This is a genomic window from Hongsoonwoonella zoysiae (genome assembly GCF_013266695.1).
In the GTDB taxonomy this organism is placed as follows: domain Bacteria; phylum Pseudomonadota; class Alphaproteobacteria; order Rhizobiales; family Stappiaceae; genus Hongsoonwoonella; species Hongsoonwoonella zoysiae.
Window position 1 is genome coordinate 57011 of sequence record NZ_JABRXF010000001.1, and the last position, 17567, is coordinate 74577.

A 17567-nucleotide genomic window follows, 5' to 3' on the forward strand; every position below is an offset into this window, starting at 1 on the left:
GAGCATATCCCGCGAAATCTGAATCGGATTTCGCGACAAGGATATGCTCATTGAATCCGGCTCCGTAAGCCGACCGCAAGATATTGATTCTGAAGCGAATTCTTATCGACCGGATGATCCCATCCGGTCGGAAAGCGCTCTAGGTCCGGAGGAACGCCATGTCGAGCACCGAAAGCGGTGCGCCGGGGAAGCCGGCGGAAGCAGCAATCGCCCGCAGGCCAGACCCGACGCGGGTGAACGCCATCACCTTCAACGAGATCGTCGATGCGCTGGGGGCCGGCATGCGCGATTTCCGCACCGCCCCCCTTTACGGCGTCTTTTTCGGCGCGGTCTATGCGGCGGGCGGCATTCTCGTCGTCGGCACGGCGGCGTGGCTCGGCATGAGCTACCTCTCCTATCCGCTTGCCGTCGCCTTCTGGATGATCGGGCCGTTCATCGCCGTCGGCCTTTACGAGGTGAGCCGGAGACTGGAGGCGGGCAAGCCGCTGACGTGGCCGGGCGTGCTCGGCGTTATCTGGGAGCAGAGGCGAAGGGAAATCACCTGGATGGCGTTCGTCGTGCTCTTCGTCCAGATCATGTGGATGTACCAGGTGCGGCTGCTGCTGGCGCTTTTCCTTGGCTTCCAGTCCTTCGCGAGCTTTACCGAGTTCCTGGAGGTCGTCGTGACGACGCCGGAGGGGCTGATGTTCCTGGCTGTCGGCAATATCGTCGGCGCGGCGATCTCGATCATCCTGTTCTCGCTGACCGTCGTCTCGTTTCCCATGCTGCTCGACCGGGATGTCGACTTCATCACCGCGATGATCACCAGCGTGCGCTCGGTCGTCACCAGCCCCGCGCCGATGGTCGGCTGGGCGCTGATCGTCACCGTGACGCTGCTAGTCTCGATGCTGCCGATGTTCCTGGGGCTTATCGTGGCGCTGCCGATCCTGGGCCATACGACGTGGCATCTTTACCGGAAAGTGGTTCCGGAAGCCGAAGTTCAGCCCGAGGCTTCGTCTTCTTCCGAAGCGGCTTCCTGACCGGATTTCAGAGAAGCGAGATAGCCTTCCAGCGATGCGCGGTCAGCCTCCGCCGGGCGATAGTCGACCTGCGTCAGATAGAGCCCGTCGGCGGGAGCTACGGGGCCGCAGGCCTTGCGGTCCAGCGCGTCGAGCGCCTTTTGCACGTCCGCCGCGCTCCACCGCCCCTCACCCACGAGCCTGAGCGTGCCGACCATGGAACGCACCTGATTATGCAGGAAGGAGCGGGCCGAACATTCGGCAAGGATGATGTCGCCCTCCCGCCAGACGGCGAACCGCTCCAGCGTCTTCCACGGGCTTTTCGCCTGGCAGCGGGAATGGCGAAACGTCGTGAAGTCGATATGGCCGACGAAGACCTGGGCTGCCTCGTGCATCGCCTCGGCGTCGAGGCGCTCCTTCTTCACGTGCCAGGCAAGGCCCTTTTCATGGGTGAGCGGGGGAAAGCGATTGACGATCCGGTAGCGGTAATGACGGCGGATCGCGGAAAAGCGCGCGTCGAAGCCCTCATGCATCTTTTCGCAGGCGAGAATGGCAACCGGATCCGGCTGGCAATGAAAGTTGAGCGCGTTCATGACCGTTTCCGCCGGCCAATCCTTCTCAAGGTCGCAATGCGCGACCTGGCCCAGCGCGTGAACGCCGGAATCCGTCCGCCCCGCGCCGCCGATCGTCACCGTTTCGCCGGAAAAGGCGAGGATCGCGCGCTCGATAACGCCCTGCACGCTCGGCCCGTTGGCCTGCCTCTGCCAGCCGACGAAGGGCCGGCCGTCGTATTCCACCGTCAGCTTGTAGCGGGGCATGGGCGATAAACTACTCGAAAGCCTCGAACGGGGTGGCGAAGGCGACCTCCACCGGAAGGTTTCGGCCACCGGCATCACTCAGCGCAAGCGCCATGAAAGCGTCGCCTGCATAAGGCCCCTTCACCTGCCGCGCAAGACCCGGATCGAACCCGAGGCGCGTGTAATAGGCCGGATCGCCGACGACGAGGACGAGATCCTCCCCCATCTCCTTCAGCCGCTCGACCGCCGAATGGGTAAGCGCGGCGCCGATGCCGCGGTTCTGGCGGACGGGCAGGACGGACAGGGGCGCAAGGCAGGTGATGCCAAGGCGATGGCCCGGCCCGCTGCCCGCTGTCACCCGGCTGATGGCGACATGGCCGATGATATCCTTGGCCCCATCCTGCGCGACAAGCTCCACGACAAGCGCGCCGCAGCCGCGCAACCCATCCACCAGATCGGCCTCCGCCGACTGGCCGAAGGCGGCGTTGACGACGGAGTGAATGCCGTGCCTGTCGGCTTCTTCAGCCGGTCTTACCACGAAGTCGGGAGCCTCGATGCCATCCGTCACGGGCCTGCCTTTCAAAATCCGTTTCAACGCGCCCCATTGAACACCGAGCTGCGGGCGCGATCAAAGGAAACGATCTCCGCGGCCAAGCGCAAGCCCGCGCAGGAACTCTTCCGCGCCCATGGGCTTCTTTCCAGCACGCTGAAGCTGGAGAAGGCGAACCGCACCCTCGCCACAGGCAACAGTGAGATTGTCGTCCACGATCGTGCCCGGTTCTCCATTGCCCTCCGCAAGCGTGGAACGGAGGATCTTCACACGCTCCGCCTTGCCGCCGACCTCGACCTCGCACCAGGCGCCGGGAAAGGGCGAAAGGCCGCGAATGTGATTGTGAACTTCGCGCGCGGACCTTGCCCAGCCAATCCGCGTTTCGCCCTTGTCGAGCTTGGCGGCATAGGTGACGCCCTCTTGCGGCTGCGGCACACCGTCGAGCGCACCGCGCGAAAGGGCGGCAAGCGCGCGCACCATCAAATCGCCGCCGAGGGCAGACAAGCGATCGTGCAGTTCGCCCGCCGTCATGTCCGGCCCGATCTCCACCCTTTCCGCCATGCAGACGGGGCCGGTGTCGAGGCCTTCCTCCATGCGCATGACCTCGATGCCTGTCTCCTCATCTCCCGCCATGACCGCCCGGTTGATGGGCGCGGCACCGCGCCAGCGCGGCAGGAGCGAAGCATGGAGATTGAGACAACCATGCTCCGGCGCCTCCAGGATCGCCTTCGGCAGGATCAGCCCGTAGGCGACGACAACGGCGACATCGGCTTGAAGCGCGCGGAACTTCTCCTGCTCCTCCGCCGACTTCAGCGAAGTGGGCGTGAAGACCGGAATGCCAAGCGTTTCAGCCGCCTGATGAACGGGAGACGGTTTGAGTTCCATGCCGCGCCCGGCCTTTCGCGGCGGCTGCGAATAACAGGCGACGACGTCATACCCCTGCCCCACGATTTCCATGAGGGTCGGCACGGAGAATTCCGGCGTTCCCATGAAGACGACGCGCAGGGTCATGAACAAAGCTCCGATGCGAGTGGGCGTTTGGCGTGAAGCCGTCTGGCTAACGAAGTTCACACCGGCGTGCAAGGCGGCGCAACCAGGCGAACATCAACGCCTTAGCAATCCGGATATACCGCGCGCCGTTTCGAACGGCGGATCAGGCCGCGCCGCTTTTCGCCTGCCGCGCCTGCTTGATGAACTTCTTTTCGATCCGGTCGCGCTTCAGCTTCGACAGGTAATCGATGAAAAGCACACCGTTCAGGTGGTCGATCTCGTGCTGGAGACAGGTGGCGAGCAATCCATCGGCCTCGATCTCATGGCTGTTGCCGTCACGATCGAGGAATTTCACCCCGACGCGCACCGGACGCTCGACATCCTCGTAATATTCCGGGATCGACAGGCAGCCTTCCTGATAGACCGCACGCTCATCGGATTCGAAGACGATTTCCGGATTGATGACGACCATCGGGCTTTTCGGTTGATCTTCCTTGGCGACATCGCAAACGAGCATCCGCTTCGGGATGCCGATCTGGATCGCCGCCAGGCCGATGCCCGGAGCCTCGTACATGGTTTCCAGCATGTCGTCGGCAAGCTGGCGGATCTCGTCGTCGATCGCAGCCACGGGCTCGCTTACAAGCCGCAATTTCGGGTCGGGCAGAATGATGATGTCGCGTTTCGTCATGCGCATCAGATAGAAAATAGCGCGGGCATCGTCAATGCGGCAGAATCTCGGGGACGGCGGGGCGCGATCCTTTTCGGCCTCCACTCACTTGTTCTATATTTGTTTCCATGGATGTGATTCTCTTTCGATTCGGCAATTTTCCCGTGACCGTGCTTGAGGCCGGGCTTGCGTTCGGCCTTTTCGCCGTCGTGGCGCTGTCCCTGCTCCTGATTGTCGTGATGCGGCAGGCCCGCAACCGCGCGGAGGCGGAAATCCGCGCAAGCGAACATACCCACGAGCTTGAGGAGCGGATTTCGGAACTGCTGCGCACGCAATCGGAAATGACCGGGCGCATGCAGACGATGGCCGAGGTTTTCGGCAGCCGACAGTCGGACCTGATGCGCGCCGTCAATGAACGCCTCGACGGCATGGGCCAGAAGCTCGGCCAGACCATGACCGATACCACCAAGCACACGAACGACGGCCTGCGCCAGCTTCACGAGCGCCTCGCCGTGATCGACCGCGCCCAGCGCACCATCACCGATCTTTCCGGCCAGGTGGTGGAACTGCAGACCATCCTCGCCAACAAGCAGACGCGCGGCGCCTTCGGCCAGGGGCGGATGGAGGCGATCATCCAGGACGCGCTGCCCGCGACAGCCTTCTCCTTCCAGCAGACGCTTTCGACCGGGGTAAGGCCCGACTGCGTGATCCACCTGCCGAACGGCGCGCCGCCGCTCGTCATCGACGCGAAATTCCCGCTCGAAGCCTACAATCTGATCCGTAACGCCGAACGCCCGGAAGACGCCAAGCAGGCGCAGGCGCAATTCCGCCGCGATGTGACGAAACACGTGCAGGACATCAAGGAACGCTACCTCATCCACGGCGAAACGCAGGACACAGCCTTCCTGTTCGTGCCGTCGGAAAGTGTCTTCGCCGAAATCCACGAGAATTTCGAGGACATCATCCAGAAGGCGCATCGCGCACGCGTCGTCTTCGTCTCACCCTCCCTGCTGCTTCTGTCGATCCAGGTCGTCCAGTCGCTCCTGAAGGACGCGCGCATGCGCGAGCAGGCGCATCTGATCCAGGCGGAGGTCGGCAAGCTGATGGACGACGTGAACCGGCTGGACGACCGCGTGCGCAAGCTCCAGACGCACTTCGGCCAGACGTCCAAGGACATCGACCAGATCCTGATTTCCACCGACAAGATCACCAAGCGCGGGCGTAACATCGAGGAACTGGACCTCGGCTCGCTGGAGGAACTGCCCTCGAGCGAGCGCGGCAACAACCAGCCGACGTTGCTCAAGAGCATGCCTGCGGGCGAGTGAACACAGCGGATTTCAGCTTTCAAGAGACGGTTCGCAATCGCCACCGCGGGTGATAAGTTCGCTCGCCAAATCACCATCCGCTCTTCTCCAGGGAGACCGAAATGGCCCTTCTGATCGCCGTCAAAGGCTGGGACCCCGCGCCTTGGGCGGAGCGCATGAAAGAGCGCCTGCCGGAACACGAGATCAGGACGTGGCCGGACGCGATGGGCGATCCGCGAGACATCGACTATGTGCTCACATGGAAGGCGCCGGGCGAGCTTCTGAATTCGCTCCCCGGCCTCAAGGTGATCTTTTCACTCGGGGCTGGCGTCGACCATATCCTCAAGGGCCAGAGCCTGCCGGACGTGCCTGTCGTACGCGTTGTCGATCCGGATCTTACAGCGCGCATGACGGAATGGGTCACGCTGCAGGTGCTTTTCCACCACCGCAAGCTGCCGACCTACGCCGAGCAGCAGAGGCAGCGCCTCTGGAAGGAGCACGGGCAGCCGGGCGCGGGTGAGGTGCGCATCGGCATTCTCGGCCTCGGCGTGCTCGGCAAGGACGCGGCGCAAATGCTTGTCCGCTTCGGCTTCGATGTCGCCGGATGGGCAAGGTCGAAAAAGGAAATCGACGGCGTGGAATGTTTTGCCGGCTCAGGCGAATTGGACGCGTTTCTCGCCCGCACGGACATCCTGGTGAACCTGGTTCCGCTGACGCCTGAAACCACGCATTTGATCGACCACGCGTTCCTTTCCAAACTCGCGCGAGACGGCGTGCACGGCGGCCCGATTTTCATCAACGCGGGCCGGGGCGCGACGCAGGTTGAGGCCGACATAGTGCGCGCGCTGACCGATGGCACGCTGAAGGCAGCAAGCCTCGACGTATTCGAGACAGAGCCGCTTGACGCCGAAAGCCCGCTCTGGGACTTGCCGAATGCGATTATCACGCCGCATATCGCCGCCGACAGCGATCCGGCGGCCCTTTCCACCTATGTGGCAGGGCAGATCAGGGCCTTCGAGGCGGGCAAGCCGCTTGAAAACCTCGTCGATCTGAAAGCGGGATATTAGGGTCTGTTGAGACGGCGCACGGCGGTGACGGGCGAGCCTTCCTTCTCCCGGATGCGGGCAATCGCCGATTCCAGCGGTTCGCTCGACACCATCATGGTGAAGCCGTTCGCGTGAAGCAGCGTCCCGGCGTCCCGCATGATGCCGATGTGGCCTTTCCAGAAAACAAGATCGCCGCGCTTCAGATCCGGCAGGCCGGATGAAATATCGAGCGCTTCTCCCGCCGTTTCCGCCTGCATGTAAGTGTCGCGCATGATCGCCATACCGCCAGCCTGGGCGGCAAGCTGGACGATTGCCGAACAATCGAGCCCGAGCGAGGAACGCCCGCCCCAAAGATACGGCGTGCCGGCGAGGCTTTCCGCAACACTCACCCAGTCATCGACCGAATGATCGAGCGGGACGAGGTGCTTGGCGACGATCGCCGAACCGTCGGCCAGAAGCGCGTAGTCAAGGCCGCGCGTCGTCTCGTAACCCGCGACCGCGACCAGCGAGCCCATGGACAGAAGCTCGAGCGGCGGGCTTTTCAACTCGGCATAAGGATAGCGGTAGCTCCTCAGCGCCGCAAGGCGATGGGTAGGCACGGGTGCATCCGCGATAAGCGCATCGCTCGCCATGAAGCCGACATAGCCATCCGTCTCAAGCTGGCCCCAGGCCCAGCCTTCCGCCGTTTCCTCGTAAACGGTGAAGACCTCGCCGAAGAGCGCTTCGGTATCTATCGACTTGTCGGGCCGAGGCTCCGGCCTGATCGGCGCAAGCGCGCACGCAACACGCTTTTTCGTGCCCTCGACGAAGCGTGCGGCATCGACACGGCCTTCATAGCTTCGCGCGGCAAGATCGGGCCGCACGGGGTGCAGTCTTTTATCGAGAGTTTCCGACATTCCAGCCTGTCCGGATCGAAATGAATTCAGCGCGGCAGATGCCTTGCCATTTCCACCACCATATCGCCGATACGCTCGACATAAAGCGCGCCGTTGACGGTGCGCGTCACGATCACGTTTCGCCGGTCGGCCTCGTCGCGCCGGCGCGACAGGAGTTTCTTGCTGCCCAATGTGTCGAGAGCGCGGGTGATGGCGGGCTTGGTGACGCCGAGCTTGGCGGCAAGCCCGCGCACCGTGTGCGGAGGCTGTTCGAGATAGACCGTCAGAAGGATCGCCACCTGGCGGGCCGTCAGGTCCTGTTCGCCGTCACGCACCAGCGCAAGCGTCACATCATGCCACAGGCGAAGCGCCTGCGAAGGGCGCAAGTCGATTGCCATCCGTCCGCCGAGTATCGATCAAGCTCACAGTCCTTTAGTGATAAACCCTTAATCGTTTCGGTTCCGTTATCAAGATCGAGGCGGATATTTCTCCTCCAGAAGGGCGAAAAGCGCGCGGATCGCCTGTGCCTCCCCGCCTTTCGGCCTTGCCGGGCGCTCCGAGGGCGACCAGCCGTAAATGTCGAAATGCACCCAGGCTTTCGTCTTCTCCACGAACTTCGCGAGGAAAAGCGCAGCCGTGACCGATCCGGCGAAACTGCCGCCGGTCGTATTGATATGGTTGGTGTCGGCAACCCGGGAATCGAGATATTTCGCGTAAGGCTTCCACAAGGGCATGCGCCAGAGCGGATCGTTGACCGCATCCGCCATGGCCGAAATCCGGCCCGCCAGGTCATCGTCATCGGTATAAAACGGAGGAAGATCAGGCCCGAGCGCGACACGCGCGGCCCCCGTCAGCGTGGCCATGTCGACGATCATCTCCGGCTCTTCCTCATCGGCAAGGGCCAGCGCATCGCCCAGCACGAGGCGGCCTTCGGCATCCGTATTGCCGATCTCAACGGTAATCCCCTTGCGGCTTTGCAGGATGTCACCCGGGCGGAAGGCCCGCCCGCTGACCGCGTTTTCAACCGCCGGGATGATGACCCGCAGCCTGACGGGAAGCTTCGCGGCCATGACCATGGAGGCAAGGCCAAGCACATTCGCGGCCCCGCCCATGTCCTTTTTCATCAGGAGCATGGCGTTCGACGGCTTGATGTCGAGCCCGCCGGTGTCGAACACAACCCCCTTGCCGACGAGCGTGACCTTCGGCGCGTCTTCATCCCCCCATGTGCAATCCACCAGCCGGGGCGCCCGGTCGCTGCCCGCTCCCACCGCATGGACCATGGGAAAGCCCTCTTCCAGAAGATCGTCACCCGCAACGATTTCCGTGACCCCGCCATGGGCGGCGAACAGGCGGCCCGCCTCATCGGCAAGCTCGGCCGGCCCGAGATCGTTAGCTGGCGTATTGATGAGATCGCGGGCAAGCCCCACCCCGTCGAGAATGATGCCGAGCCTGGCGACATCCGTGCCCGGCGCAACCATCAGCCTTGGCGGCTCGCCGGACGAGGTGGCGCGATAACGCTCGAAACGGTAGGAGGACAGGGCGAAGGCGAGCGCCGCCGCATCCGGATCGCCAAAGCCTTCAGCGATCCGGTAGTCGCCCGGCGGCAGGCCGCCGGCAAGCGCGCCGGCAGCGAAATCGGCCTGCGGCCCATCCTTGTCGAGACCCAATAGGACGAATGCGATGCGCCCGTCTTCCCCCGGCAAGGTCAGAACCCTAGCGCTGCCCGCCTTGTAGCCCGCGGCTTGCGCCCATGCGCGCGCAGACTTCGGCAGTTGCAGAAGCCTTTCCTCCAGCGTTTCGGGCGTCACGCCATAAACGGGTACGGTTTCTTTCGACGGATCGTGGGGAATAAGGACGTTGCGCACGCGCGTTCCTCTTTATGCGGAGAAGTGAAGAAGAAGGTTTCGCGGATACAGTAGAAAGGCGAGCTTGCGCATTCAATCGCCAATGCGCTGCGCCTGCGCGATCTATCTTAACGATCCGTTAGGGTTAACGAGCTATTGCTAGGTCATGCAATTTGCATCTTCCGCCCAGGGGCAATCAATGACCGTCCATCCGCAGATCAGCCCGCATTTCGCGAAGAAACCGAGGGCGAGGCGTTCCACCGTCGCACTGCCTGTCGTGCTGGCCGTAGCGGCGGCCGTCTCCCTTGCCGGCTGCGCATCCTCAAGGAAGGCCGTGGGCACCCACGCCCCGTCCACGCAAGGCTATGTGGCGCCCGGCTCCGACGCCGCGCGCCAATCCGTGCAATATTGGGCGCGCGCTTACCAGAAAGATCCCAAGGACCGGGACAATATCCTGAATTACGCCGCTTCGCTGCGCCGGAACGGGCAGATCGAGCAGGCCGAAGCCGTGCTGCGAAGGGCGGTTATCGCCGATCACGAGAATCGCGACATATCCGCCGCCTACGGCAAGGTGCTTGCGGAAGCCGGCAAACTTTCCGAAGCGCTAAACGTGGTGCGCAACGCCCAGACGCCGACCAGCCCGGACTGGAGGCTGCTTTCGGCCGAAGCGGCAATCCTCGACCAGATGGGAGAGGCGAACGAGGCGCGCGACATCTACCGCCAGGCACTCAAGATCGCGCCGGACGAACCGACGCTTTTGAACAACCTCGGCCTTTCCTATCTTTTGGCGGGCGAACTTCCGAAAGCGGAAGAAACCCTGCGCAAGGCAGCCGGAAACCCCAATGCCGACAGCCGCATCCGCCAGAACCTTGCGCTTGCCCTCGGCCTGCAAGGCAAATTCGAGGAAGCCGAACAGGTCGCCAGTGCCGAAATCGACCCGGCCCAGGCAAATGCCAACATCGCCTATCTGAAAGGAATGCTCGCGCAGCGAAACAGCTGGGCGGAGATCAAATCGGTCGACGGAAACAAGGACGGTTGAAAAAACCGTCCTTCACGGACCGGATCAAGAAAGGCGAAATCGGAAATACCGTCCGTGCCGGCAGGGAACGGGCGGTTTTTTGATGTGCGACGCACAAGAAAAGCGGGGCCCAAGGAGCGGCGATCGAATCCGTGGCCTCGCCGTCGTGAAACGCGCTCCGGGCACGAACACCTTCTCGCCACAGGAATTTTGCCGCCTAAACGCCATGATCCCTGTCGGGATTTGCCGGCCGCGCGCAGGCGCGAAAAGCGAATTCGTGAATTCGGTCAGGCCGGAAGATCAAAGGTTTTCAAGCACCTGGATGATCGCGGGACCGATGATCACGGCGAAGAGCACCGGCAGGAAAAACAGGATCATGGGCACCGTCAGTTTCGGAGGCAGGGAGGCGGCTTTCTTCTCCGCCGCCTGGGTGCGCTGTTCGCGATTTTCCTCGGCCATGACGCGGATCGCCTGGCCGACCGGCGTACCGTAACGCTCGGCTTGGATGAGAGCCGTGACAACGTTCTTCACGCCGTCCACACCTGTACGCAGCGCCAAATTCTCATAGGCCTTGCGCCGCTCGCCAAGATAGGAAAGCTCCGCGTTCGTAAGCGTCAGTTCCTCCGCAAGCGCTATGGACTGAATGCCGATCTCGTCGGCAACCTTGCGGAAGGCGGATTCGATCGACATGCCGGATTCCACGCAGATCAACATAAGGTCGAGCGCATCGGGCCACGCCCGGTTGATCGAAAGCTGCCGGTTCTGGATCCTGTTCTTCAAATAAATATTAGGAGCGTAGAAACCGACGATACCGACGCCGAACGCAATGGCGAGCTTGATACCCGCGGGCTGGTCGTTGGGAAGAACGGAAAACGTGTAAACGATCGCCGCCAGAAAAAGCACGATCGGCGCGACGACCCGGGCGAACAGATATGTGTAAAGCGGCGCCGTGCCGCGAAAACCGGCCTGGCGGAGCTGCTGGCGCGTCTCTTCGTTCGCAAGGCCTTTCGTCAGATTGAGCCTGTCGACGAGCTGCTTGATCTGGTGTTTCGGCTGATTGCGCAGCGAAGCGCGCGCATCTCCCTTTTCCGTCGCCATGCGCGCACGCTCGCGCGCCCGCATCTTCTCCCTTTCGAGCGCGACGGACTTCATCCGGCTTTTCAGCCTGTCGCCTTCGAATATCGGCGATGCGAGGGTGAAGATCGTGCCCGCCACGGCGACTGTCGTCAGTACGGCGATCAATGTTTCCCGGCTGGCTAGTGTGGCGACGTCGATATTCATTCAAACCCCCTGCGGAACCTTTTTGCCGCCTTGGCCGGAAGGTACCGCCAATTGATCAGTGATCGAAGTTGATCATCTTGCGCATCACGAGAACGCCCATCGTCATCCAGACGACCCCGCCGGCCAGAATCAGATTGCCCGCCGGATCGGTGAACAGGATGCCGATATAATCCGGGCTGGTCAGCGAGAGCAGCGCCATCACGAGAATCGGAAGGGAACCGATGATGCCCGCCGAGGCCTTCGCCTCGGAACTCATCGCCTTGATCTTTCCTTGCAGGGTCTTGCGCCCGCGCAGAACCTTTGAAAGGTTGCCGAGCGCTTCGGACAGCGAACCGCCGGCCTGCTGCTGGATCGCGATGACGATGGCGAAAAAATTCGCTTCCGCGACGGGCACCCTCTTCGGCAGGCGCGAAACGGCTTCAGCCAGCGACACGCCCATCGTCTGCGTTTCGACGATCCGGCGGAATTCGCCGGCGACCGGCTCGCGCGCCTCGGCCGCGACGATCTGGATACATTCGTTGACCGGCAAACCCGCCTTCGCGCCGCGCACGATCACGTCCACGGCGTTCGGCAGCTCATCAAGGAACGCATTGAAGCGCCTCTTGCGCCGCCACGCGACGAACCAGCGTGGAAGACCCAGAAACCCGACGAAACCGAACGCACCGACAACCAGCGGTGAAGGTTTTACGAAGAAGCCGCCGAATGCGGCCGCCAGACCGACCATCAGCGAGATCAGCCAGAACGTGCGCTTCGACCAGGAAAGCCCGGCCTGGCGTATGCGCAGTTCAAGATCCAGGCTTTCCTTTTTCTGCCTGGATTTCTGCCGCTCCTCGAATTCCTTGAGCTGGTCCTGCACGTTCTTGCGTCGCCGGTCGGCGTCGCGGGCTTTGACCCGGTCGGCATTGATCTCATGGCGGGCGGCAACTTCGTGAATGCGCTTGTCACGCGTCGCCTGGCCGTTGAGGCGGGGCTGAAACAGGGCATAAAGAACCCCGCCGATCGAAAAGGCGACCAGGAGCGCGATTGCGATCGCAGTGACCTCGGGCGTGAGGTAGGCCTGCAGCTCAGCCATTGACACCTTCGTTCACCTCCGCAGCGTCGAGAGCCTGGGCAAGCCTGTTCTCTTCGTTGAAATAGCGCGCACGCTCCCAGAAAACCGGCCGGCCGATGCCGGTGGAACGATGACGGCCGAGCAGGCGCCCGTGCGCATCCTCTCCCAGAATGTCGTAGACGAAGACATCCTGCGTGATGATCACATCCCCTTCCATGCCGACCACCTCGGTGACATGGGTAATACGGCGGGAGCCATCGCGCAGGCGCTGAGCCTGAACGATAACGTCGATCGAGGACACGATCATCTCGCGAAGCGTTCTGGACGGCAGGGAAAAGCCGCCCATCGTGATCATCGATTCAAGTCTGGACAGCGCTTCGCGCGGGCTGTTTGCGTGCAGCGTGCCCATCGACCCGTCGTGGCCGGTGTTCATCGCCTGGAGCAGGTCGAAGGCCTCAGGCCCGCGTACCTCGCCCACGATGATACGTTCAGGGCGCATGCGCAGGCAGTTCTTGACGAGATCGCGCATGGTGATTTCGCCCTCGCCCTCCAGGTTGGGCGGGCGGGTTTCGAGGCGCACAACATGCGGCTGCTGCAGCTGCAGTTCGGCCGCATCCTCGCAGGTGATGATGCGCTCGTCATGGTCGATGTAACGGGTAAGACAGTTCAGCAGCGTCGTCTTGCCGGACCCCGTACCGCCGGAGATCAGGACGTTGCAGCGCACGCGCCCTATGATCTGGAGGATCGTGGCGCCTTCCGGCGAAACCGAACCGAACTGAACGAGCTGATCGAGCGTCAGCTTGTCCTTCTTGAACTTACGAATCGTAAGCGCGGGACCGTCGATTGAAAGCGGCGGCGCGATGACGTTGACGCGCGAACCGTCGGGAAGGCGCGCATCGCAGATCGGGCTCGATTCGTCGACACGGCGGCCGACCTGACTGACGATCCGCTGGCAGATGTTCATCAACTGCCTGTTGTCGCGGAACTGAACGCCCGTCTGCTGCACCTTGCCGCCGGTCTCGATATAGACCGTATCGGCCCCATTCACCATGATGTCGGCGATGTCATCGCGCATCAGCAAAGGCTCGAGCGGCCCATAGCCAAGAACGTCATTGCAGATGTCCTCAAGCAGGTCTTCCTGCTCGGATATCGACATCACCACATTCTTGAGCGCGATGATGTCGTTCACGACATCGCGGATTTCCTCGCGCGCATCCTCCGGCCCCAGGCGCGAAAGCTGCGACAGATCGATCGCTTCGACCAGCGCGTTGAATATCGAGGCCTTGGTTTCGTAATAGTCCTTCGAACGCTTCGAGGAACGCGCGGCCTGCGGCTCGGGCGCCAAAGGCGCAGGCGCCGCGGCTTTGGGTTCCGGCGCGGGTGCGGGATTTTCCTGCGGTTGAGGCGCCGCCGTATATTCGGGCGGCGGCACAGCGGCTTTTTCTTCCACCGGCTTCGCGACAGGCGGCTGCACTGGAACCGAACCGGGATTTCCTCGTCTGCCGAACATGATCACCAGCTTCCGTTGTACCTGACCGCCGGCCGTCCAAAGCACCTCTCGTCGGAACGAAAACAATTCTGCTTTCGTCGAAAGCGCTCCAGGCGAGCCTGCACCTTACACATCGCGGCGAAGCGGGGGCGCTATGCCCCTTTCGCCGCACCCTTACGCTTCTTCAGGAAGCGCGCCATCAGCATATTGAGGCCCGCTCCCTTAGGTTTTCTTACTTCGCTACGCCCCGTGACGATCTGCGAAACCTGATCGAACAGCGCTTTCGACTGATGTTTGGGATCCAGCTCTCCGATCATCTGGCCGTTGTTGGCCGCCGTCCCGAAGAGATGCGGATCGAAGGGGATCGCGGCCGCGGGCGTCAGATCGAGGGCATCCGTGAATTCATCCGGCTTGATTTCAGGGCGCTTCGGCACGTTCACCCTGTTGAGGACAAGGTGGGGCCGGCTGTCATTGGGACGCATCTGCCTGAGCGTGTCGAGCAGGTTCTTCGTGTTGCGAAGGTTCGCAAGATCCGGCTCGGCCACAATGACGATCTCGTCAGCCGTGCCGACCAGATGCCTTGTCCAGTTCGTCCAGGAGTGCGGTATGTCGATGACCACCGAAGGCGTCGTCTTGCGCATGACGTCGATCAGGGCATCGAATGTCTTCTCGTCGTGGTCGTAGGTCCTGTCGAGAGAGGCCGGAGCCGCGAGCAGGCTCAACTGGTCCGTACATTTTGCCAGAAGGCGGTCGAGGAACGTTTCGTCGAGGCGCTCGGGTGCGGAGATCGCTTCCATCACGCCCTGCAGCGGATCCTGGTTGAAATCGAGCCCTGCGGTTCCGAAGGCAAGATCGAAGTCCGCCAGAACCACATCGTTTTCGAATTGCCGGGCGATGGACCAGGCCACGTTATGGGCAACCGTGGAAGCCCCGCACCCGCCCTTCGCACCGATGAAGGCGATCGTGCGGCCGAGAGGCTCAGCCGTCGGATCCGTATAGAGGTCTCCGATGGTGGCTACGAGTTGGAACAGGCTGACCGGGGCGACCAGATATTCGCTGACGCCACGGTGGATCAGGTCCCGGTAGAGGGTGACGTCATTCACCTGGCCGATGATCACCACCTTCGAGCCGGGATCGCACACTTCGGCGAGCCGGTCGAGGCTCTCGATCAGTTCGTTCGCAGGCAGCTTGCTTTCGAGCACGATGAGGTTCGGCGTCGGCGCGGAGCCGTAAAAATCGACCGCCGCCGCGATGCCGCCCATGTGAACCTTCACATGGGCCTTCGACATTCTGCGGTCGATGCTGGCGGATTCCATCATCTTCGCCGTCTCGGGCGTCTCACAGAAAGCCTGGACCGAAATGCGCGGCACGGGCCGCAGGTCCGCCGGGGCACCCATCGCAGGCGCTTCGTCGCGCGCAGGCTCGTCGGCCTTTTGAGACGCTCCGGCCTCCCCGGCCGGGTTGGAGTCATACGCCAGACTGCTCATGTCGCAACCTCTCTCGCATCAGTTGGCCGCATCGGAAACGGTGGCGCCGTCGCCTTCCTTGTAATCCGAAGCGGTTCTTTCACCCTTGCGATACTTCTCGAAAACCGTGGAGCGTCGCTGCTGGTCCGCCGCGCCCTGGGCGCGCGGATAGATGAAGTCGGCCGGATCGTCGACGATCGCGGCGAGGTTCGTCTGGGTTGCGCAGCCGAATTCGTAGTAGTCGGTGTTCGCAAAATCCCCGGCCACATCATCCGGCCAGGTGCCGCAGGGCTCCACCTCCGCCTTGATGGTCGGATAGGCAAGGCGAACCGGCGCGGAGATGCTCGGGTCGGCCACCGGATAGGAGCGGGTGACGATCCGCTTGCCGGAGAAGCCGCCGCGCTTGATGGCGGATCTGAGGCCCGGCGTGATGGAATGAACCGCGGATTCATTGGCGGAGCCGGACGGAACGATGATCTCCATCACGCTCGCGCCCCTGCGCCGCCCGTCGGCAGCGAAACTCGATACCGCGGCGGCCATTTGCGGCGGCAGCCGCCGCATGCCCGAGCCGACCGGAAGATCGAGGGTTTCCGTCCCCTCGTCCACGATGATCGGATGGCGGAGCTGGAAGTCGTTGGCGGCGAGCGCCTCGGTCGTATACGGGGTGGTCTGCTGGCACCCTGCCAGGAACGAGCCCGCCAGGAGGATGATGAGACCGAGGCCGGCGAGGCGACCTGAGCGAATGTATCTCGCGTTCGAAGGCATCGTCGCATTCCTCAATATTTGTAGATATAGCCGACCTGGCCGTGGTAGGCGCCCTCGGGTGCCGGTGCCCCCGACACGCTGTAGATGCGGTTGAGGCGGTTCAGGAAGATCGTCGCCGCATCGGTGGCCGGGGCGAAGTTCTTGTCGGGCCTCGCCAGCTTGCTGCGATTGACCGGCTTCGCCAGATAGGGCGTCACGAAGACCACGAGTTCGGTCTGCTTGCGAAGGAAGTCCCGGCTCTTGAACAGTGCGCCGAGGATTGGAACCTGCATGAGGCCGGGCACGCCGTTCAGATCCTGCTTGTAGCTTTCCTTGAGGAGGCCCGCCATGACGAGCGTGCCGCCGGAGGGCAGTTCGACCGTCGATTCCGCGCGGCGGACCTTCAGCGCCGGGATCGAGATGAAGTTGAGGTTGATGGCGCCTTCCTGCGTGATCTCGCTGACTTCCGTCTTGACGCGCAGACTGATGTTGCCTTCGGAAAGAACCACGGGCGTGAAATCCAGCCCAACGCCGAACTTCTTGAATTCAATGGTGATTTCGTTTCTGTCCTGGCCGATAGGGATCGGGAATTCGCCGCCGGCGAGGAAACTCGCGTTTTCGCCGGATATTGCCGTCAACGTCGGCTCGGCCAGGGTGCGGATCACGCCATCGCGCTGCAGCGCCTGGATTTCGGCGGCGATATTCGTGTTGCCGGCCAGGAATTCGGTTCCCAGCGCACCGCGGTTGAGCGTGCTTACATTCGAATTGACCGTGTAGCCCGGCTGGTTGTTGAAGCCGACGGTGTAGTTTCCGATCCCGATCGTGCCGCCGAGGTTGACGCCCAGCTGCTTGATGATCGAGCGTTCGACTTCCGCCACCGTGACTTTCAGGTGAACCTGGTCCTTGCCTTCCACCGAGATTGTATTGAGGACGGACGTTTCAGCGCCTCCTTCACGGGTGGTGAAGCGCTTGGCGATATCCGTCGCGCGCTGCGCGTCGCCCGTGCTCCTGGCAGTGCCGGTCAGGACGATATTGCCGTTGATCGCTTCCGCCCTGATGTTCGCGTTTGGAACCACACGGCGGATGAGCGCGTTCAGTTCCGTGGTGTCCTGATCGACATAGAGATCGAAGCTTGCGATCTGGACCCCGCCGTCGCCGAAGAGAAAGAGGCTGGCCTGGCCGGACTTGTTGCCGAGCACGAAAACACGGCGCGACGTCCTGACCACCGCATCGGCAATTTCCGGATTGGAGACGAGAACGTCGCGAACCTCTTCGCCAAGGTCGATCACCACCGACCGGCCCACGCCCACCCGCAATATGCGGCCGGCGATGCGATCGCCCGCGGCGATATTCACCGTCTTCGGATATGAGCTGTCGGCGGCGGCCGGTCCCGTGCCGGCAAACGACAGAGCGAGGCTGAAAGCCATCAATCCGACGCCAATCCATC

Annotated in this window: 17 protein-coding genes; 4 read left to right on the top strand and 13 right to left on the bottom strand. The window is 62.6% G+C overall.

Translation table 11 applies throughout. The features are described 5' to 3' along the window. Positions 1 to 158: 158 nt before the first annotated feature. Positions 159 to 1019 (top strand): DUF2189 domain-containing protein, encoded by an 861-nt coding sequence (locus HPQ64_RS00275; RefSeq protein ID WP_172886414.1) that lies wholly within the window; start codon positions 159 to 161, stop codon positions 1017 to 1019. On the opposite strand, the gene truA is transcribed toward HPQ64_RS00275, so the two are convergent. The 4 genes from truA to def all read right to left on the bottom strand — a co-directional run bounded on the left by truA (position 980) and on the right by def (position 4023). Continuing rightward, on the bottom strand, positions 980 to 1816 hold the full coding sequence (truA, locus tag HPQ64_RS00280) for a tRNA pseudouridine(38-40) synthase TruA (RefSeq protein ID WP_172886415.1): 837 nt from the start codon (positions 1814 to 1816) through the stop codon (positions 980 to 982). The genes HPQ64_RS00275 and truA overlap by 40 nt on opposite strands. Before the next feature lie 10 nt (positions 1817 to 1826). Next, entirely contained in the window at positions 1827 to 2363 is a 537-nt protein-coding gene (locus HPQ64_RS00285; protein WP_172886416.1) for a GNAT family N-acetyltransferase, read from the bottom strand. A 60-nt stretch (positions 2364 to 2423) separates the two neighbouring features. Then, positions 2424 to 3350: a methionyl-tRNA formyltransferase gene (gene fmt, locus HPQ64_RS00290; protein WP_172888430.1), complete on the bottom strand. Its 927-nt coding sequence runs from the start codon at positions 3348 to 3350 to the stop codon at positions 2424 to 2426. 148 nt (positions 3351 to 3498) lie between these two features. Next, a complete protein-coding gene (gene def / locus HPQ64_RS00295) occupies positions 3499 to 4023 on the bottom strand; it encodes a peptide deformylase (protein WP_172886417.1) in 525 nt (174 codons plus the stop codon). A gap of 107 nt (positions 4024 to 4130) precedes the next feature. Here def and HPQ64_RS00300 point away from each other — a divergent pair, with 107 nt between their 5' ends. Next, entirely contained in the window at positions 4131 to 5327 is a 1197-nt protein-coding gene (locus HPQ64_RS00300; RefSeq protein ID WP_172886418.1) for a DNA recombination protein RmuC, read from the top strand. Between the two features lie 101 nt (positions 5328 to 5428). Continuing rightward, positions 5429 to 6373: a 2-hydroxyacid dehydrogenase gene (locus HPQ64_RS00305; protein ID WP_172886419.1), complete on the top strand. Its 945-nt coding sequence runs from the start codon at positions 5429 to 5431 to the stop codon at positions 6371 to 6373. Here the strand turns inward: HPQ64_RS00305 and HPQ64_RS00310 are convergent. The 3 genes from HPQ64_RS00310 to HPQ64_RS00320 all read right to left on the bottom strand — a co-directional run bounded on the left by HPQ64_RS00310 (position 6370) and on the right by HPQ64_RS00320 (position 9092). After that, a complete protein-coding gene (locus HPQ64_RS00310) occupies positions 6370 to 7248 on the bottom strand; it encodes a C40 family peptidase (protein WP_172886420.1) in 879 nt (292 codons plus the stop codon). The two genes, HPQ64_RS00305 and HPQ64_RS00310, sit on opposite strands and share 4 nt — an antisense overlap. Positions 7249 to 7274: 26 nt before the next feature. Then, positions 7275 to 7625 (bottom strand): MarR family transcriptional regulator, encoded by a 351-nt coding sequence (locus tag HPQ64_RS00315; protein ID WP_172886421.1) that lies wholly within the window; start codon positions 7623 to 7625, stop codon positions 7275 to 7277. Between the two features lie 69 nt (positions 7626 to 7694). After that, complete coding sequence (locus HPQ64_RS00320) at positions 7695 to 9092, bottom strand: leucyl aminopeptidase family protein (RefSeq protein WP_343035884.1); 1398 nt, start codon at positions 9090 to 9092, stop codon at positions 7695 to 7697. A 178-nt stretch (positions 9093 to 9270) separates the two neighbouring features. Between HPQ64_RS00320 and HPQ64_RS00325 the strand changes: the two genes are divergently transcribed. Further along, positions 9271 to 10110, top strand: a complete 840-nt coding sequence (locus HPQ64_RS00325) for a tetratricopeptide repeat protein (RefSeq protein ID WP_172886422.1) — start codon at positions 9271 to 9273, stop codon at positions 10108 to 10110. 279 nt (positions 10111 to 10389) lie between these two features. Here HPQ64_RS00325 and HPQ64_RS00330 read toward each other — a convergent pair whose 3' ends face one another. From HPQ64_RS00330 to HPQ64_RS00355, 6 genes are all read right to left on the bottom strand, one after another. Continuing rightward, the gene (locus tag HPQ64_RS00330; protein WP_172886423.1) at positions 10390 to 11370 is read right to left on the bottom strand and encodes a type II secretion system F family protein; all 981 of its coding nucleotides are present in this window, start codon (positions 11368 to 11370) and stop codon (positions 10390 to 10392) included. Between the two features lie 55 nt (positions 11371 to 11425). Then, the gene (locus tag HPQ64_RS00335) at positions 11426 to 12442 is read right to left on the bottom strand and encodes a type II secretion system F family protein (RefSeq protein WP_172886424.1); all 1017 of its coding nucleotides are present in this window, start codon (positions 12440 to 12442) and stop codon (positions 11426 to 11428) included. Continuing rightward, positions 12435 to 13931: a TadA family conjugal transfer-associated ATPase gene (locus HPQ64_RS00340; RefSeq protein ID WP_210260032.1), complete on the bottom strand. Its 1497-nt coding sequence runs from the start codon at positions 13929 to 13931 to the stop codon at positions 12435 to 12437. Before HPQ64_RS00340 ends, HPQ64_RS00335 begins: the two co-directional genes overlap by 8 nt. A 131-nt stretch (positions 13932 to 14062) precedes the next feature. Continuing rightward, positions 14063 to 15397, bottom strand: a complete 1335-nt coding sequence (locus HPQ64_RS00345; RefSeq protein ID WP_172886425.1) for a CpaE/TadZ family protein — start codon at positions 15395 to 15397, stop codon at positions 14063 to 14065. Positions 15398 to 15415: 18 nt separating this feature from the next. Then, the gene (locus tag HPQ64_RS00350; protein ID WP_172886426.1) at positions 15416 to 16141 is read right to left on the bottom strand and encodes a CpaD family pilus assembly protein; all 726 of its coding nucleotides are present in this window, start codon (positions 16139 to 16141) and stop codon (positions 15416 to 15418) included. 11 nt (positions 16142 to 16152) lie between these two features. Further along, complete coding sequence (locus HPQ64_RS00355) at positions 16153 to 17547, bottom strand: type II and III secretion system protein family protein (RefSeq protein ID WP_210260033.1); 1395 nt, start codon at positions 17545 to 17547, stop codon at positions 16153 to 16155. Between the last annotated feature and the right edge of the window lie 20 nt (positions 17548 to 17567).

Excerpts from the sequence above, each read along its gene's own strand:
- HPQ64_RS00330 (WP_172886423.1), bottom strand. The coding sequence starts at position 11,370 with ATGAATATCGACGTCGCCACACTAGCCAGCCGGGAAACATTGATCGCC.
- HPQ64_RS00355 (WP_210260033.1), bottom strand. The coding sequence starts at position 17,547 with ATGGCTTTCAGCCTCGCTCTGTCGTTTGCCGGCACGGGACCGGCCGCC.
- HPQ64_RS00310 (WP_172886420.1), bottom strand. The coding sequence starts at position 7,248 with ATGTCGGAAACTCTCGATAAAAGACTGCACCCCGTGCGGCCCGATCTT.
- HPQ64_RS00305 (WP_172886419.1), top strand. The coding sequence starts at position 5,429 with ATGGCCCTTCTGATCGCCGTCAAAGGCTGGGACCCCGCGCCTTGGGCG.
- truA (WP_172886415.1), bottom strand. The coding sequence starts at position 1,816 with ATGCCCCGCTACAAGCTGACGGTGGAATACGACGGCCGGCCCTTCGTC.
- def (WP_172886417.1), bottom strand. The coding sequence starts at position 4,023 with ATGACGAAACGCGACATCATCATTCTGCCCGACCCGAAATTGCGGCTT.
- HPQ64_RS00300 (WP_172886418.1), top strand. The coding sequence starts at position 4,131 with ATGGATGTGATTCTCTTTCGATTCGGCAATTTTCCCGTGACCGTGCTT.
- HPQ64_RS00275 (WP_172886414.1), top strand. The coding sequence starts at position 159 with ATGTCGAGCACCGAAAGCGGTGCGCCGGGGAAGCCGGCGGAAGCAGCA.
- HPQ64_RS00325 (WP_172886422.1), top strand. The coding sequence starts at position 9,271 with ATGACCGTCCATCCGCAGATCAGCCCGCATTTCGCGAAGAAACCGAGG.
- HPQ64_RS00315 (WP_172886421.1), bottom strand. The coding sequence starts at position 7,625 with ATGGCAATCGACTTGCGCCCTTCGCAGGCGCTTCGCCTGTGGCATGAT.
- HPQ64_RS00350 (WP_172886426.1), bottom strand. The coding sequence starts at position 16,141 with ATGCCTTCGAACGCGAGATACATTCGCTCAGGTCGCCTCGCCGGCCTC.
- HPQ64_RS00335 (WP_172886424.1), bottom strand. The coding sequence starts at position 12,442 with ATGGCTGAGCTGCAGGCCTACCTCACGCCCGAGGTCACTGCGATCGCA.
- HPQ64_RS00340 (WP_210260032.1), bottom strand. The coding sequence starts at position 13,931 with ATGTTCGGCAGACGAGGAAATCCCGGTTCGGTTCCAGTGCAGCCGCCT.
- HPQ64_RS00345 (WP_172886425.1), bottom strand. The coding sequence starts at position 15,397 with ATGAGCAGTCTGGCGTATGACTCCAACCCGGCCGGGGAGGCCGGAGCG.